Source organism: Pseudomonadota bacterium, assembly GCA_016711215.1.
Classification (GTDB): domain Bacteria; phylum Myxococcota_A; class Polyangia.
In genome coordinates this window covers 161,040-174,768 of the sequence record JADJTL010000007.1, presented here as the reverse complement: position 1 = coordinate 174,768, position 13,729 = coordinate 161,040, and the positions used below count along the sequence as shown (strand labels likewise).

Here is a 13,729-nt window from a genome sequence, read left to right as displayed (position 1 = left end):
CCTGGTTAAGGTGCTGGTGCATCGCGTGCTGGGTAACCTGTGGCTACACGGTGGAGGCCGTGGCTGCGTGCTAGGACAGGGCTGCCTGCAGCTCAGCGCGACTGGGCAGGCCTGAACGCGGGCCGAAGGCGCGACAGCTCAGGCCCGCGGCGGCGCTCGCTAACTCCATGCAGCGCTCGAGCGGCAGCTCCTGTAGCAGGCCGTAGCAGTAGCCGCCAAGAAATACGTCGCCCGCTCCCGTGGTGTCGACCACCTCGACGGGCAGCGGCGGCTGCCGCACCAGCTTGTCGCCCTGCAGCCCAACGCTCCCCTCACGCCCCATCGTCACGATCACCGTCCGCGGTCCGAGGCGCGCCACGGCTTGCATGCTCGCCTCGAGCTCGCCGCGCGGCGCGACCTGCACCAGGTAGCGCTCGGTCGCGATCACCACGTCCACGCTCGCCGTCAGCTCGGCGACCGCCGAGCTCGGTCCGCTGGCATCGAGGACCACCGGCACCCCCGCCCGCCGCGCGCGCGCAATCAGCTCCAAGGCGACCGCTGGCTGTGCGCCGTCGACCAGCAGGAGCTGCACCCCGGCCAGCGGCTCCGGCGGCAGCTCGTCCAGCGCGAGCGCGGCGACGGTGCCCTGCGCACGGAGCACGGTCTGCCGACCCCGACCCGCCTCGACCAGGACGATATGACTCGGCGATACGCAGTCAGCCTGGGTCACGACGCCCCGCGTGTCGACGCCGATCGCGGCCAGGCCGTTGAGCACGAAGCGGCCGAAGAAATCGTCCGCTACCTTGCCGATGAAGCGCGTCGGAACCCCGAGCGCCGCCAGCGTCGCCAAGGCGGTGGAGGCTGTGCCGCCCCCCTGAAGACTGAAGCCGTCGAGATCGATGGTGCTCTCGGCCTCTGGATGACGCTCCATCAGCAGCAGTTGCTCGATTCGAGCCTCGCCAACGCCAAGCACCGTTCCGATCGCCATCGCCCAGCCCCCCGCAGGCCCCCATCTTAGCCCACACAGCCCGGCGGCCAGAACAACTAAGGCAGGGGCGCTTGACCACCTTCCCGCGGGTGGTCCTCCGTGACGGCCGGCGCGAGGCGTCGAGCAGATCTGCTCTGATTAGATCAGATCAGTTCAACCGCTGAGCGCGCGCGAACCTCGATCCTACCCGCTGGAGGCGCTGATCGCCCCGCTCGCGCACTCGAGCGTGAAGCGCACCCGGGCCACCGGGTTGCCGAGATTCCGCCAACGTGAGAGCCGACGGACAGCGCTGACGCTGAAGCCCGCGGCGTTGAAGACAGCGCGCCAACCGGCCTGATCGTGAAAGGTGCAGGGACCCGTGCGCGCGCGCCAGGCTGCCTCGTGACGCCGGCAGAGCAGGCGATCCAGCGCGGTGATCGGGAGATCTTCGTAGACCAGCAGCCGACCGCCGGGACGCAGCACACGCCGCGCCTCGCGCACCAGCAGCGGCGGGTCGGCGCTGTGATGCAGCACGTAACAGAGCAGCACCGCATCGAAGGTCGCGTCGTCAAATGGCAAGTAGCGGCCCTCGTAGCGCGTGTAGGGGATCGCTGCTTCGGTCCCGCACGCGACATCTACACCCACCGCGCGCGCGCCGCGGAGCCCGATGAGGTGGTGCGCGATGAAGCCGCTGCCACAGCCCACGTCGAGCACCTGAGCGTCGGGGCTCAGGTCCGGCGCGATCTCCTTGGCCATGTCGTAGGCACGCGCCACGCGGCGGCGCCGAAGGGCCCGTCGCGCGACCCGACGCAGCGGCGCCAGCAGATCGACGAAGTGAGGCATAGCGCCGAGACTGCCGCGATCGCGCAAGCTCAACCCGCAGTCAGTTCCCGCTCCCATTTTCTGACCTCGTTAATGCGCGGCGCAGGGTCGGGCGAGCCCGCAATCGTCGCGCGGCGTGCCGCCAACCGCCGCCCCGGGCCCGGAATGCACAAAGCGATCCGAAGGCTGCAGCGCCGCCAACCGATCGCAACTGCAACGCATCGGCGCCGCAGCCACGAGACAACGCAACAGCCCAGCGTGCGCCGCACACCACGCTGTCGCGCGAATGACTCAGTCCCCGTGGTCTGGCGCCCCGTGGCCTGCGCCTTTACAGCGCAGCTGCTCCATGAGATAGGCGGCCTGCTGCGCAGTTGCTCCGCGAGCCTCGGGTTTAATCGATGCGAGCGCTTCCCATCCAACAACAACGCGAGCTGCTGCGCCTGGCGCGGCACACGCTCGAGCGCTTCCTCGCTGCGGGCGAAGCGCCGAGCATCGCGGTCGAGGATCCCCTGCTCCTTCAGCCCGCGGGCGCCTTCGTCAGCCTCTATCGTCGCAGCCCCAAGCACGAGCTGCGCGGCTGTATCGGCACCTTCGACGCGCGTCTTCCCCTGGTCGAGAATGTCGCGCGGATGGCCATCGCCGCCGCGACGTGCGACCCGCGCTTTCCAGCGGTCGAGCCCACCGAGCTGCCACTGCTGAGCCTAGAGATCTCGGCGCTCGCGCCGCCGCGTCCGACGAGCGCCGAGGCGGTGAGCGTTGGCCTGCATGGGCTCCAGGTGGCGCGTGGCGGGCGGCGTGGCGTGTTCTTGCCGCAGGTCGCAACGGCCCAGGGCTGGGACCGCGAGGCCTTCCTGGCGGCCACCTGCCGCAAGGCCGGCTTGCCCGCCGACGCCTGGCGTCAGCCGCAAACGGTGATCGAGAGCTTCACCGCCCAGGTCTTCAGCGAGGCCGACGACCTCCCTCGCTAGCGCGCCTGCGCGAGGCGCCGCCACGGGGCGCGCCACGGGACGCGCAGCGGCCGCGGCGGGCCCTCCGCGCCGCGATCAGGCCGGGGCCACGCCGTCACGACGCCGGCGCAACCCCAAGCGGTCCATCTCGGCCATCACCGCCTGAAGATCACTCCAGGCCGGACGCTTGGCCTCTGGGTTGCGCAGCAGGTAGGCCGGATGAAAGGTCGGCATCAGCGCGATGCCCTGGTAGCGCTGAAAGGAACCGCGCAGCCGGGCGATGCCGAGCTCCGAACGCAGCAAGGTGCGCGCCGCGAAGTTTCCAAGCGCGACAATCAGGCGTGGGCCGATGGCTTCGATCTGCTGGCGCAAGAAAGGCTCGCAGCTCGCTACCTCGGCCGGCTCCGGGTCGCGGTTGTTGGGCGGCCGGCATTTGATGATGTTGCAGATGTAGACCTCTTCGCGGTGCAGCCCCATCGCCTGGATCATCCGCGTCAGCAATTGGCCCGCCTTGCCGACGAAGGGCTCGCCCTGCTGATCCTCGTCGCGGCCCGGCGCCTCGCCGACGAACATCAGATCCGCCTGCGCGTCGCCCACGCCGAAGACGATGTGCGTGCGCTCCGCGTGCAGCCCACAGCGCTCGCAGTCACCGAGCGCCGCGCGGACGCTGAGGAGCGCCCGCTCCGAGACCTCGCGCTTGGGCCGCTCCGGCTGCACGCCCGCGAGCGGCGAGCCGCCCTCGCCCGCCCTCACGCCCGAACGCTCAGCCGCCGGGTCGAACGCCCCGGAGGCGCGCCGCGCACCTGCCACGGCCCATTGCTCGCCGCGCAACACCGCCGTCCGCGCGTGCTCGGCCAACGCGCCGACGAGCAGGGCGAGCTCCTGGGCCAGCTCGGAATCAGCCATCTGAGGCGAGCTCGGCTAGCCGCGGGGCCAGCAGCTCCGCGACGCGCTGGAGCACCCGTCCAGCGACCTCGCGCTTGGGCAGGAGCGGCAGCGCCTCGCGGTTCCCGGTCGCGTGGTAGATCACGACGCGATTGTCGTCGGCATCGAAGCCGGCGTCCGCGCGGCTGACGTCATTGACGACGAGCAGATCGCACTGCTTGGCCGCCAGCTTGCCGATCACACGCGCCTCGTCGATCCCCGTCTCCGCGGCGAAGCCGACCAGCAGCGGCTGCGGCAGACCCCCCGCCGCGGCGCGGGCCGCGCCGAGCGCGGCCAACACATCGACGGTCCGCGTCAAGGTCAGGGTCGGCTGCTCACCGAGCCGCTCCTTGGCCAGCTTCTCCCGTGCCACGTGCGCCGGTCGATAGTCGGCGACCGCGGCGGTCATCACCACCGCGTCCTGTCCCGCTACACGCTCGAGGACGACCTGCGCCAGCTCGGCCGCACTCGTGACGTCGACGCGCTGCACACCGAGCGGCGTCGCCAGCGCGGTCGGCCCGGAAACCAGCGTCACCGTCGCGCCGCGCGCGGCCGCCTCGGCGGCCAGCGCGTAACCCATTTTCCCTGACGACCGGTTCGTCAGGTGGCGCACGGGGTCGAGCGCCTCGCGCGTCGGTCCTGCCGAGACGAGGATCCGCTGGCCAGCCAGTGACTGGGGCGCGAGGCAGTGCCAAACCGCCTCCAGCAGCGCGCCAGGCTCGCTCATCCGTCCGGCACCGACATGCCCGCAGGCCAGCTCGCCGCTCTCGGGCCCGACGACCCGGTGCCCACGCTCGCGCAGGCGCTGCAGCGTTTGCTGCGTCGCCGGGTGGCGCCACATCTTCACGTTCATCGCCGGAGCCAAGAGCACGGGCCCCTCGAAGGCGAGATAGGCCGTGGTCACGACGTCGCCGGCCAGGCCGGCAGCGAGCTTCGCCAGCAGATCCGCAGTGGCCGGGGCGACGACCAGCACCTCTGCCGCGTCGGCGAGCGCGATGTGACCGATCTGCTCCTCCTGAACAGCATCGAAGAGGTCCGTCGCCACGGCCCGCCCGCTGAGCGCCGCGAAGGTCGCGGCGCCGACGAAGTGCTGCGCGGCAGCCGTCATCGCCACCTGCACGCTCGCGCCGCTGCGGACCAGCAGCCGGCAGAGCTCCGCCGCCTTATAGGCCGCCACGCCGCCCGACACGGCCAGCAGTACGCGTCGGTGCTGGAGGTCGGGCGCACCCACTACCGATATCCCCAAGACAGCCTCCGCTCCGCACGGTCGCGGCAGCGCATCCAGCGCACGCCTGAGCGGGCCGACGGCGCGCGGCTCGTCGCCGCAACACGCCGGAGCGATCCTGGTCGGCCAGCCCTCACAGCGCCGCTAGTCACAATAGATACGCTCCACGGCGATGTTGCGCACACGTCCCCAGCGTAGGCACCGCTCCGCCAGCGGCCCGAGGGACCGCGCGCTCAAGCGCCCCTGAGCCCGCCAGCGCCCCAAGAGCGCGTGGATCGCCTGGTGGGCACCTGGCGGATGGAAGAGGGCCACTGGACCAAGCGCGACGCGCCCGCGCCAGGGGACCAATCGCGCCTCCATCAGGTCACCCGCGGAGACCAGCGGCAGCGGACCATCCCCACCGCATTGCCAACGCCCGCCGCCAATCAGATCGGCCAGGCGCAGCATGCTGTCACTCACCTCCCGCACCTCGAAGAGGCTGCGGTAGCTGCAGGCCAGCGCGCAGGCGAGCCGCGCGGCCGCGTCATCCAACTCCCCGCTGGCGAGCGCCAAGACGACCGGCGCCAGCCCTTCGGCCGTCGCCCGCTCGAGCACGAACCACTCGAGGAAGGTCGCGATGTGCGTCGCGTAGATCTCGTCGTCCTCGAAGACCCGACCGCGCCAGCCATCGTACTCGCCCCGCGCGCGTTCGGCCTCACCGACGCTCGGCCGCACTGCGTACTGACTGGCGAGCCGATCGATGAGCTCGCGCGCCTGCGCGCCTACCCACTGCTCCGCCTGCTCGCTCGACGCTCGCGCCGTCGCGCTTGCGCTCGTCGTCGCCCCCGTCGCCTCGGCTGCAGGGTGGTCCGCCCGCTGAGCGATGGCCTCAGGCACGCGAGAACACCACCTCGCCGCCGACGATGGTGTAGCGGGCGGCGCCGCGCATCGCGCGCCCGGCGAAGGGCGTGTTCTGACCACGCGACACAAAGCGCGCGGGATCGACGGTCCAGCACAACTCTGGGTCGACTACCGTCACGTCGGCCGCGACACCGAGACCCAGCGTGCCCGCGGGCAAGTCCAGCAGCCGCGCCGGGCCACAGGTCAGCAGCGCCACCAAGCGCGGCAGCGAAACGACACCCTCGCGCCAGAGCTCGAGAGCCAGCGGCAAGCAGGTCTCCAGACCGGAGATCCCGTAGGCGGCGCAGCCAAACTCGACCTCCTTGTCGATCAGCGCGTGCGGCGCATGGTCCGTCGCGATCGCGTCGACCGTCCCGTCCGCCAACGCCTCGCGCACGGCGCGGACATGCTCGGCGCTGCGCAGCGGCGGGTTGACCTTGGCGTTGCTGTCGTAGCCAGCACAAGCCTCGTCGCTCAGCGCGAAATGGTGGGGCGCGACCTCGCAGCTCACCGTCAGACCCCTCGCCTTGGCCTCGCGAATATGGCGCAGCGCGCCAACCGTCGAGAGGTGCTGGGCGTGGTAGCGCGCACCGGTCAGCTCAGCGAGCTCGAGATCGCGGGCGACGATGATTGATTCGGCCTGGGCTGGCTGGGCCGTCAGGCCAGTGCGCGTCGAGACCAGCCCCTCGTGCATCGCGCCGCCGCAGGCGAGCTGCTGATCCTCGCAATGCTGCAAGACGGGCAGGTCGAAGGTCGTGGCATACTCCATCGCGCGCCGCATCAACCCGCTATCCATCACGCAGCGCCCATCGTCGCTAACGGCGACAATGCCAGCCTCCTTCAGCTCCGCGTACTCGCAGAGCGCCTCGCCTTGGAGGCCGCGGCTGATCGCGCCCACCGGATAGACCCGCGCCAGGCCGACCTCACGCGCGCGCCGGACGATCAGCTCGGTGACCGCCCGCGTGTCGTTGGCGGGCTTGGTGTTGGGCATGCAGCAAACGCTGGTGAAGCCGCCCGCGACGGCGGCCCGCGCCCCCGAGGCGATGTCTTCCTTATGCTCCTGGCCGGGTTCGCGCAGATGGACATGGAGATCCACCAGCCCCGGCAGCACCCAGCACCCCTGCACGTCGATCACCCGCGCGGCGGTGCGCTGCAGGTCGGCCGCAACGCGCGCCACGCGCCCCTCGTCGATCAGCACGTCGGCCAGGCCGTCGATCCCGCTCGCCGGATCGATCACCCGCCCGCCACGCAAGAGCAGGCTCACTGGGCCAGCTCCAGGTAGCGGCGGAAGATCGCCCGTGGGTCGAGCCGCGCCGCGGCGACGGTGTCCTGCCGCAGCCCCATCGACGTGCCATCGGGCAGATGGAGCTGCGCGCGCTGGGCCGTGACCAGCGGCTCCTTCGCCGTCAACGTGCACCATGGCCGACCGAGGTGCCAGCGCTCGTAGCACAGGTCCTGACCGTCACGGCGCAGCAGCCGGTGCACCGCCGGCTGGTCGTTCCACGGATTCCCTCCGCCGCGCACGACGACGACGAACTCCTGATGCTCAGTCGGGCCCACGGCCACGAGCTGAACCTCCACCGAGGGTCTGGCGTCCGCGACCGCCGCGACCAGCAGCCAGGCCTTCTTGCCAACGGGGCTCCGCGCGTCGAGATAGCGGCCGGGGACCTCGGGGACGAGCTTGCCGTCGGTGAAGTAGCGCTCCGTGACCTTCAGCACACCGGCGGCATGCTCACCGCGCATGCTCAAGCGCCCGCTCTCGAAGAAGTACTCCGCGGGGCCGTCCGGCCGGCCGCCGCGATAGGTCACCTTCGCCGCCACGGCGCCGCCGGGGTGGTACCGCAACCACAGGCCCTCGCGCTGACCGAGCACGTAGCTTCCCGCCTCCTGCCGTGCGCCGCCCTGCCCGTAGACCACGACGGCACCGTCGAGCTTGCCACCCTTGTAGGCCTCCGCCCGGGCCGGACTGCCATCGGCGAACCACTGTTCGTGCTTGCCCTCACGCACGCCACGCACGTACTGCGACCGCTCCCTGAGCTGGCCGTTTTCGTAGGAGCGCCGATGCTCGCCGTCGCGTTCGTCGTCGAGGTAGGTGCCCTCTTCGACCGCGACACCCTTGTCGGTGTAGCGCGCGAAGGCGCCTTGCTTCACCGCTCCGGCGTAGGTGACCAAGGACTTGAGCTGACCGTTCTCATAGTGCTCGCGCTGGGGGCCGCGCCGCTCACCCTGCTTCCAAGTGGTCTCCGACTGCACGCGCCCACTGACAAAGAAGGTCGTCTCGACCCCATCCTTGCGCCCGCGCAGGTAGGTCAAGCGCGCGCGCAGCGCGCCGTCGGGGTAGTAGTACTCGGTGAGCCCATGGCGCTGATTGGCGACGTAGGTCACGAGCTGCTGCAGCTTGCCGTCCGCGCCCCACTGGCGCTCGATGCCCTCGAGCTTGCCGCGCCGATACGTGCGCGCATGCACCAGCACGCCGCCGGGCGCGTAGTCCTCCCAGAGCCCGTCGGGCTTCCCGCTGCGCCAGCGGTGCCGCAAGCGCGGCTGGCCGTCGGGGAAACTCTCGCTCTCCTCGCCATGCTTGATGCGATGAGACTTGTCCTTATAGCTCACCTGGAGTCGTGGCTTGCCGTCGGGATAGCTCTCCTTGACGACCTCGAGGGCCGCGACCCGGCCGGCCACCAGAGCGAGCCACGCCGCGATTAGGGCGGCCTTGGCCAAACAACGCATCCCTCATTCTCCTTGCCCACGGCGCCTAGCCGGCGCAATGACCCAACCGTCGTGCCTCCACCGGGCGCGGCCCGCGACCAGTCTGATCCCTCTGCCGAGGCCACCCCGCTGCCGATGGCAGGTACTCTACGCTGAAGCCGCTGGACGGCGAAAGAGCGGAGCGCGAAACTGCCGGGCGATGGAGCTGCGATCCTATGCCCTGTCCATCGTGCGGGGCGACACCCTCGAGGCAAAGCTCACCCCGGCCCCGGCCGCGCTCACGGACCGCGATCCCGGCCCGACCCTCCGCGTCGCAGCGCCGGCGCGGCCAGTCAACCTGCGCATTCAGCCGGGCCGCCTCGCACGCGTACCCCGCGCCGAAGGCATGGCGGATCCCGCGCAGCGCGCGCGCATCCTGCACGCGGCGGCCAACCACGAGCTGCAGGCCGTCGAGCTCTTCGCCTGGGCGCTACTCGCCTTTCCCGACGCCCCACCGCGTTGGCGCCGCGGGCTGCGCTGCATCCTGTCCGAGGAGCAAGGGCATTGCGCGGACTACCTCGAGCGCCTGGGGGCCTTCGGCGTACGCTTCGGCGACCTCCCGGTGAGCGGCTACTTCTGGCATAAGACGGACGCCCTGACCTCACCGCTGCGCTTCATCTGCGCGATGAACCTGACCTTCGAGAGCGCCAACCTCGACCATGCGCTGGATTTCGCGGCCCGCGCCCGCGCCTGCGGGGACGAAGTCAGCGCCCGGCTCTTCGAACGTATCCACCAGGATGAGCTGCGCCACGTGCGCTTTGGCTGGCGTTGGCTCGCGCGACTCAAGGATCCGACCCAGAGCATGTGGCAGGCCTATTGCGCGAGCCTGACCTATCCGGTGCGCCCCGCCTTCGCGCGCGGTGCACGCTTCTCGGTCGAGGCGCGGCGCCGTGCGGGATGGAGCGACGACTTCATCGCCGAGCTCGGTCGGCAATCGCGCGCATGACACCGAGCGCGACGACGCCGCCGCGGGACGCAGACCACCTCCCCGACGCGCGGCTGATCATCGCCAACCTCGACTGCGAAGAGAGCTGGGATCGTGAAGAGGGCTGCGCACTCGGCCCGGGTGACCCGCTGCCGCTGCGCCTACGCCGCGAGCTGGCGGCGCTCGGCACCCTGCTGCGCTGTCTCGGTCGCGAGGGCGACGTCGTCTGGACGGCGCTGCCGGTGCGCGCCGACCGGTTGGCGGAGAGCACCGCCCCTGGTATCCCCCACGCCGTGCAACAGAGTGCCGCGTGGCCAAGCGCGCGACCGAGGGAGATTCTGGCCTGGGGTGAGACGGCCGCCGTCCAGGCCCTGCGCCTCGCGGAGCCGCGCCCACGCTCCAGGGCTCTGCGAGCTGGGGTCTCGGACGCGACGCCGATCGCGTTGATCGATCGGCTTTGGTCGCTCCCCCCGGCCGCCCCGGGCGTCGCGGGCCGCGTCAACCACCGCCTGCAGCAGCTTGCGCTGGCGGATCGCCTCGGACTCGCGCTGCCCGGGGCGCGCCCCATCGACTCGCTGGCCGCCCTCGACGCCGCGATGGCCCGGCTGCCGCGCGACGCCGAGGGCCGCTGGGTCCTCAAGAGCCCCCTCTCGGCAGCCGGCCGCGGACGGGTGCTTGGCGGCGCGACCGAACGCATCGCGGCCCAGCGCGAGCGCAGCGCAGCAGAGCGCCTGCTCAGCAGGCACGGCACGCTGCTCTTCGAGCCCTGGATGCCGCGAACGGACGATCCGGCCGTGCTGCGCGCTGCTCGGCGAGGAGGGCCTCGATTTCCTCGGTCTGCATCGTCTGTCGGTCACGCCGCGCGGCGGCTTTCGCGCGGTCACCCTGCCACCAGCGCCGGGGCTCGGCGTCGACGACGAAGGGCCCCTCCGGCAGGTCGCCGAGCGCGTCGCCGAGCACCTGCACGCGCAGGGCTACCGAGGCCCCTTCGGCCTCGACGCCTGGCGCTATCGTGATCGGCAGGGCCGGCTGGTGCTGAATCCGCTCGGCGAGCTCAACGCCCGCATGACCTTCGGCCTGCTAACGCGCGTCCTCGCGGAACGCCTGGCCGCAGGCGGCGGTCAAGGTTCAGCGGTGAGCCTTCGCCTCGGCCCTGCGGGCAGCAGCCCAATCCCCAGCGGCCCAGTCGGCCCAGTCGGCCCAGTCGGCGCGCAACCGACCGTGCTGCGCCTGCTGGCAGGCCGCGGCGGCAAGGAGCTCGAAGCGTGGGTCGAAGTCGCCTCCCTCGCGCGTCAGGGCGGGGCCAGCGATCAGGCGGTACGGGCGTCGCGCCCGATGGACCGCCGCTGCACCATGAGCCGAGCTACTTGAGCTCGCAATAGCCGTAGTTGCAGGCCGGTCGCTCCGCCGGGCAATCCCCCGGGCCCTGGCAAGCCTTGCAGGTCGTGGCACCGTTGGCGACGGCGTCAAAATAGCATCCACATTGGAACTCCGGCGCCAGCGCCTGGAGCGGACCCATCTCGCTGCTGCGCGTCACCTGCATCGCGCACTGGGGCACGAGATGCTTCTGGACGATCGCCTCGACCAGCGCCGGCTCGAGCCGTTGCGCCGCAAAGCGCGAGACCAAGGCACCCGCCGCCTCGGTCGGCACGCCCCCACTGGTGCGGGCAAAGAGGTGCAAGGGGCCCCAGATCGCGTAGCGCCCCTCGCGCACGTTGGCCTTGTCGAACGAGGTCGGCGAGGAGTCGGGCCAGTACCCACAACGTTGATCGCGAGCCTGGAAGGCGAGCACGCGCAGGTTGCCGCGCTCCTGGTCGGCGACGTCGCTGGAAAGGATACCGATCGACTTCTCCGCGTTGCCCGCATCGACCAGCAGCTTCATCGCGGACACAATCGCAGAGCTGCCGCCACGATCGATCCCCCACCACCGCTCTGCCGGCACACTGACGGCGCGGGCCACCATCTGCTGCGTGCCGGACTTCTCGTTGCGCACGAAGAAGAAGCGGCGATCAGTAAAGGGGGCCGCGGCGCCGCCATGGCCGCCCAGCCCAAAGACCAGGTAACCGGCCTCGGCGCTGATCGTCCGCTGACTCGATGCCACCGGCGTTACCAAGGTCATCGGCTGCACCGGACCCAGGTATTCGGAAACCTCGACACCCTCGCTGGCGCTCTGCCCGCAGCTCGCCGCATAGACGTCGGAGATACCGACATCGACGAGCTCGCCCGCCGCGTCGAGGAAGCATTCATGCACCGTCGAGCCGTCGGCCTCGAAGAAGATCGCGTAGTTCGCCGGCGCCGCACCCTCCGCCGGTAGGTCCTTGATCCTGCGCGTTTCTGCGTCGGTCGAGTAGATCGCCGCGACGCCGGTGCAGGATCCCTGCGCCTGGTACACGACCGTCGTCGGCGACGACTCCTCGGCCATCAGCTTGGCGACGACCCCGAGGAAGGGCCGCACGGCCGAAGAGCCCGCGACGTAGACGACCCGGGGACGCAGGACCGGGTCGAAGCAGGGCACCGTCGGGAGCCTGGTCTGCGCGGAAACGGTCGACGCGGCCAGCATCAGCCCGAGCCCCGCGACGAGCGCGCAGCGCCGAGGGGCCGAGCGCGATCCGCCGCCCCTCGACCGCTGGCACGACCACCATCCCGCTGCCGGATCCTGCCCTAGCATGGGCGGGCACCCGCCCTGTGACGGGTCGCGCCGGCCACGCGAGGGCCAACGTGCCGTGACCAGCGCGCCATTGCTGCTACTGCTGAACGAAGAACGCATCGATGACTCCTCTTGTCCGAGCCCGAGAGCGACGAGGAAACCCCACGCGGCACAGCAGGCAGCGCCCGCCGGGCCCGGTCACCACCGGGCCTCGCGCCACCCTCAAAGCCCGCCATCCACCTGCGGTTGATCCTTGAGGGCGGGCAGCTCGAAGCTGCCACAAAGGCCCAACCGCGCGCAGTTGTCGAAGGGCAAGCACTGGCCCCTCGTGCACTGATTGAGCAGCTCGCCAGCGCTCGTCGGCGCACCGTTGAAGCAGCCGGGCGGCCCGAGTCCAGAGGCGACACAAATGCCTCGCTGGCAGAGCGGCAAGCTGCCCGCATCGAAGCGCTGGCAGTCCCGATCCGTGACACACTGCGTCTTGTCCTTCTCCACCAGCAACGAACAGCCGAGGCCGAGCCCGGCGACGCCAACCAGCAGCGCCGTAACCCCGATGACCCGGCGCATGCCAGCGAATGCAGCTCTCACGATCGCCTCCTACGAGTCGGTTCGCCGAGGAACCGAAGCGGCACTGCACCCACAGGCGCAGTGAAATCTCTCTCGGGGCCTTGCGCCAGGCCCTCAGAAGCTGCCGGTCAAGGCTACGCTGGTCGGCGACACCCTGAGCCCGACGGCATCTCGCGCGACGCTGCTGGCCCCCGCGCTCCTGCGGGACCGCCCTTCGGCGCCCGCCGGGGCGCTGAGCTGCAGGTAGAGCGAAACCCCACCCGCCACGATCGCGGCGCCCGTCAGCACGTCGGTCGCCAGGCCGAAGCCCTGCGACCGGTCGGCGTAGCGCGTCAGGCGCTCGGCCGTCGCACCGAAGCGATCGCGCTCGGCCTTGAGATCGGCGCTGGCCATCAGCGCCAGCACCCCCGCCGCGACGGCGGCCCCCGCCAGCACACCGGTCGTGGTCCACGACACGATGCGCCAGGTCCTACGCCGAGCCAGGGGATCGACCGGCTCCGTCTTCCCCGCCGCGCCCCCGCGCGCCAGCCCCGCAGCGGCAGCCGCGAGGTCGAGGCGGATCGTCACGGTGTCGCCACCGGCGATATCCACCACCTGCGTCGCGGGCACGTACCCGCCTGCGCGGGCGGAGATCCGGCGGCGGCCGATGCTGACGACCACCGGCGTCGTCAAGGGGCTGCGGCCGACGACCTCGTCGTCGACCGCGATTTCCGCGCCCTCGAGGTTGCTCCGGACGAAGATTCGCCCCACGCGCTTGCGGAGCGTCTGAACTGTCGTTTCAGCATCAGCGCGGTTGGCCGCGCTCGGCGAGGACTCCGCCAGGAAGCGGCTGAGGGCCTTCAACGCAGCCGCGTACTCCTGGAGCTGGAAGTGCACCTGGCCGAGGTTGTAGAGCACGCTGGGGTTTGGTGAGAGCTCGTAGGCCTTCTGAAACTCCACCAAGGAGGCGCGCAGGTCGCCTTCGTTGAAGAGCGCGACGGCGCGTGCGAAGTGCTCCGCGGCGGGCTTCTGGGTCCCTTGGGCGAGCGCGCCAGGGGGGCAGATGGTAAACAGCGCACACCCCAACACGATTGACAATAGTAGGGTTGTCGCAGCTCGCACG

13 protein-coding genes are annotated in these 13,729 nt (G+C 71.0%); 3 read left to right on the top strand and 10 right to left on the bottom strand.

Annotated elements, in window-relative coordinates; genetic code table 11:
• Positions 1 to 70: 70 nt before the first annotated feature.
• Together IPL40_15940 and IPL40_15935 are read right to left on the bottom strand one after the other, a co-directional pair.
• Positions 71 to 967, bottom strand: coding sequence for a hypothetical protein (locus tag IPL40_15940; GenBank protein ID MBK8482628.1), 897 nt, complete (start codon positions 965 to 967; stop codon positions 71 to 73).
• A 183-nt stretch (positions 968 to 1,150) separates the two neighbouring features.
• A complete protein-coding gene (locus tag IPL40_15935) occupies positions 1,151 to 1,846 on the bottom strand; it encodes a class I SAM-dependent methyltransferase (protein MBK8482627.1) in 696 nt (231 codons plus the stop codon).
• A 320-nt stretch (positions 1,847 to 2,166) separates the two neighbouring features.
• On the opposite strand from IPL40_15935, the gene amrA reads away from it, so the two are divergent.
• Positions 2,167 to 2,736: an AmmeMemoRadiSam system protein A gene (amrA, locus tag IPL40_15930; GenBank protein MBK8482626.1), complete on the top strand. Its 570-nt coding sequence runs from the start codon at positions 2,167 to 2,169 to the stop codon at positions 2,734 to 2,736.
• Positions 2,737 to 2,811: 75 nt separating this feature from the next.
• Here amrA and IPL40_15925 read toward each other — a convergent pair whose 3' ends face one another.
• From IPL40_15925 to IPL40_15905, 5 genes are all read right to left on the bottom strand, one after another.
• Positions 2,812 to 3,621, bottom strand: coding sequence for a uracil-DNA glycosylase (locus IPL40_15925; GenBank protein ID MBK8482625.1), 810 nt, complete (start codon positions 3,619 to 3,621; stop codon positions 2,812 to 2,814).
• Positions 3,614 to 4,879 (bottom strand): bifunctional phosphopantothenoylcysteine decarboxylase/phosphopantothenate--cysteine ligase CoaBC, encoded by a 1,266-nt coding sequence (gene coaBC / locus IPL40_15920; GenBank protein MBK8482624.1) that lies wholly within the window; start codon positions 4,877 to 4,879, stop codon positions 3,614 to 3,616. Before coaBC ends, IPL40_15925 begins: the two co-directional genes overlap by 8 nt.
• A 129-nt stretch (positions 4,880 to 5,008) precedes the next feature.
• Positions 5,009 to 5,740, bottom strand: a complete 732-nt coding sequence (locus IPL40_15915; GenBank protein ID MBK8482623.1) for a hypothetical protein — start codon at positions 5,738 to 5,740, stop codon at positions 5,009 to 5,011.
• On the bottom strand, positions 5,733 to 7,007 hold the full coding sequence (locus tag IPL40_15910; GenBank protein ID MBK8482622.1) for a dihydroorotase: 1,275 nt from the start codon (positions 7,005 to 7,007) through the stop codon (positions 5,733 to 5,735). The genes IPL40_15915 and IPL40_15910 overlap by 8 nt, the downstream gene beginning before the upstream one ends.
• Positions 7,004 to 8,470, bottom strand: coding sequence for a toxin-antitoxin system YwqK family antitoxin (locus tag IPL40_15905; GenBank protein ID MBK8482621.1), 1,467 nt, complete (start codon positions 8,468 to 8,470; stop codon positions 7,004 to 7,006). The genes IPL40_15910 and IPL40_15905 overlap by 4 nt, the downstream gene beginning before the upstream one ends.
• Positions 8,471 to 8,648: 178 nt before the next feature.
• Here IPL40_15905 and IPL40_15900 point away from each other — a divergent pair, with 178 nt between their 5' ends.
• Positions 8,649 to 9,434, top strand: coding sequence for a DUF455 family protein (locus tag IPL40_15900; GenBank protein ID MBK8482620.1), 786 nt, complete (start codon positions 8,649 to 8,651; stop codon positions 9,432 to 9,434).
• Positions 9,431 to 10,429: a hypothetical protein gene (locus IPL40_15895; protein ID MBK8482619.1), complete on the top strand. Its 999-nt coding sequence runs from the start codon at positions 9,431 to 9,433 to the stop codon at positions 10,427 to 10,429. The genes IPL40_15900 and IPL40_15895 overlap by 4 nt, the downstream gene beginning before the upstream one ends.
• Positions 10,430 to 10,776: 347 nt before the next feature.
• Here the strand turns inward: IPL40_15895 and IPL40_15890 are convergent, their stop codons facing one another.
• From IPL40_15890 to IPL40_15880, 3 genes are all read right to left on the bottom strand, one after another.
• On the bottom strand, positions 10,777 to 11,973 hold the full coding sequence (locus IPL40_15890; GenBank protein MBK8482618.1) for a hypothetical protein: 1,197 nt from the start codon (positions 11,971 to 11,973) through the stop codon (positions 10,777 to 10,779).
• Between the two features lie 309 nt (positions 11,974 to 12,282).
• Positions 12,283 to 12,648: a hypothetical protein gene (locus IPL40_15885; protein ID MBK8482617.1), complete on the bottom strand. Its 366-nt coding sequence runs from the start codon at positions 12,646 to 12,648 to the stop codon at positions 12,283 to 12,285.
• A gap of 93 nt (positions 12,649 to 12,741) precedes the next feature.
• On the bottom strand, positions 12,742 to 13,728 hold the full coding sequence (locus tag IPL40_15880) for a PEGA domain-containing protein (GenBank protein ID MBK8482616.1): 987 nt from the start codon (positions 13,726 to 13,728) through the stop codon (positions 12,742 to 12,744).
• Position 13,729: the final 1 nt, after the last annotated feature.

Coding starts and splice junctions, on each gene's coding strand:
- IPL40_15940 (MBK8482628.1), bottom strand. CDS start 967: ATGGCGATCGGAACGGTGCTTGGCGTTGGCGAGGCTCGAATCGAGCAA.
- IPL40_15935 (MBK8482627.1), bottom strand. CDS start 1,846: ATGGGAGCGGGAACTGACTGCGGGTTGAGCTTGCGCGATCGCGGCAGT.
- amrA (MBK8482626.1), top strand. CDS start 2,167: ATGCGAGCGCTTCCCATCCAACAACAACGCGAGCTGCTGCGCCTGGCG.
- IPL40_15925 (MBK8482625.1), bottom strand. CDS start 3,621: ATGGCTGATTCCGAGCTGGCCCAGGAGCTCGCCCTGCTCGTCGGCGCG.
- IPL40_15905 (MBK8482621.1), bottom strand. CDS start 8,470: ATGCGTTGTTTGGCCAAGGCCGCCCTAATCGCGGCGTGGCTCGCTCTG.
- IPL40_15900 (MBK8482620.1), top strand. CDS start 8,649: ATGGAGCTGCGATCCTATGCCCTGTCCATCGTGCGGGGCGACACCCTC.
- IPL40_15895 (MBK8482619.1), top strand. CDS start 9,431: ATGACACCGAGCGCGACGACGCCGCCGCGGGACGCAGACCACCTCCCC.
- IPL40_15890 (MBK8482618.1), bottom strand. CDS start 11,973: ATGCTGGCCGCGTCGACCGTTTCCGCGCAGACCAGGCTCCCGACGGTG.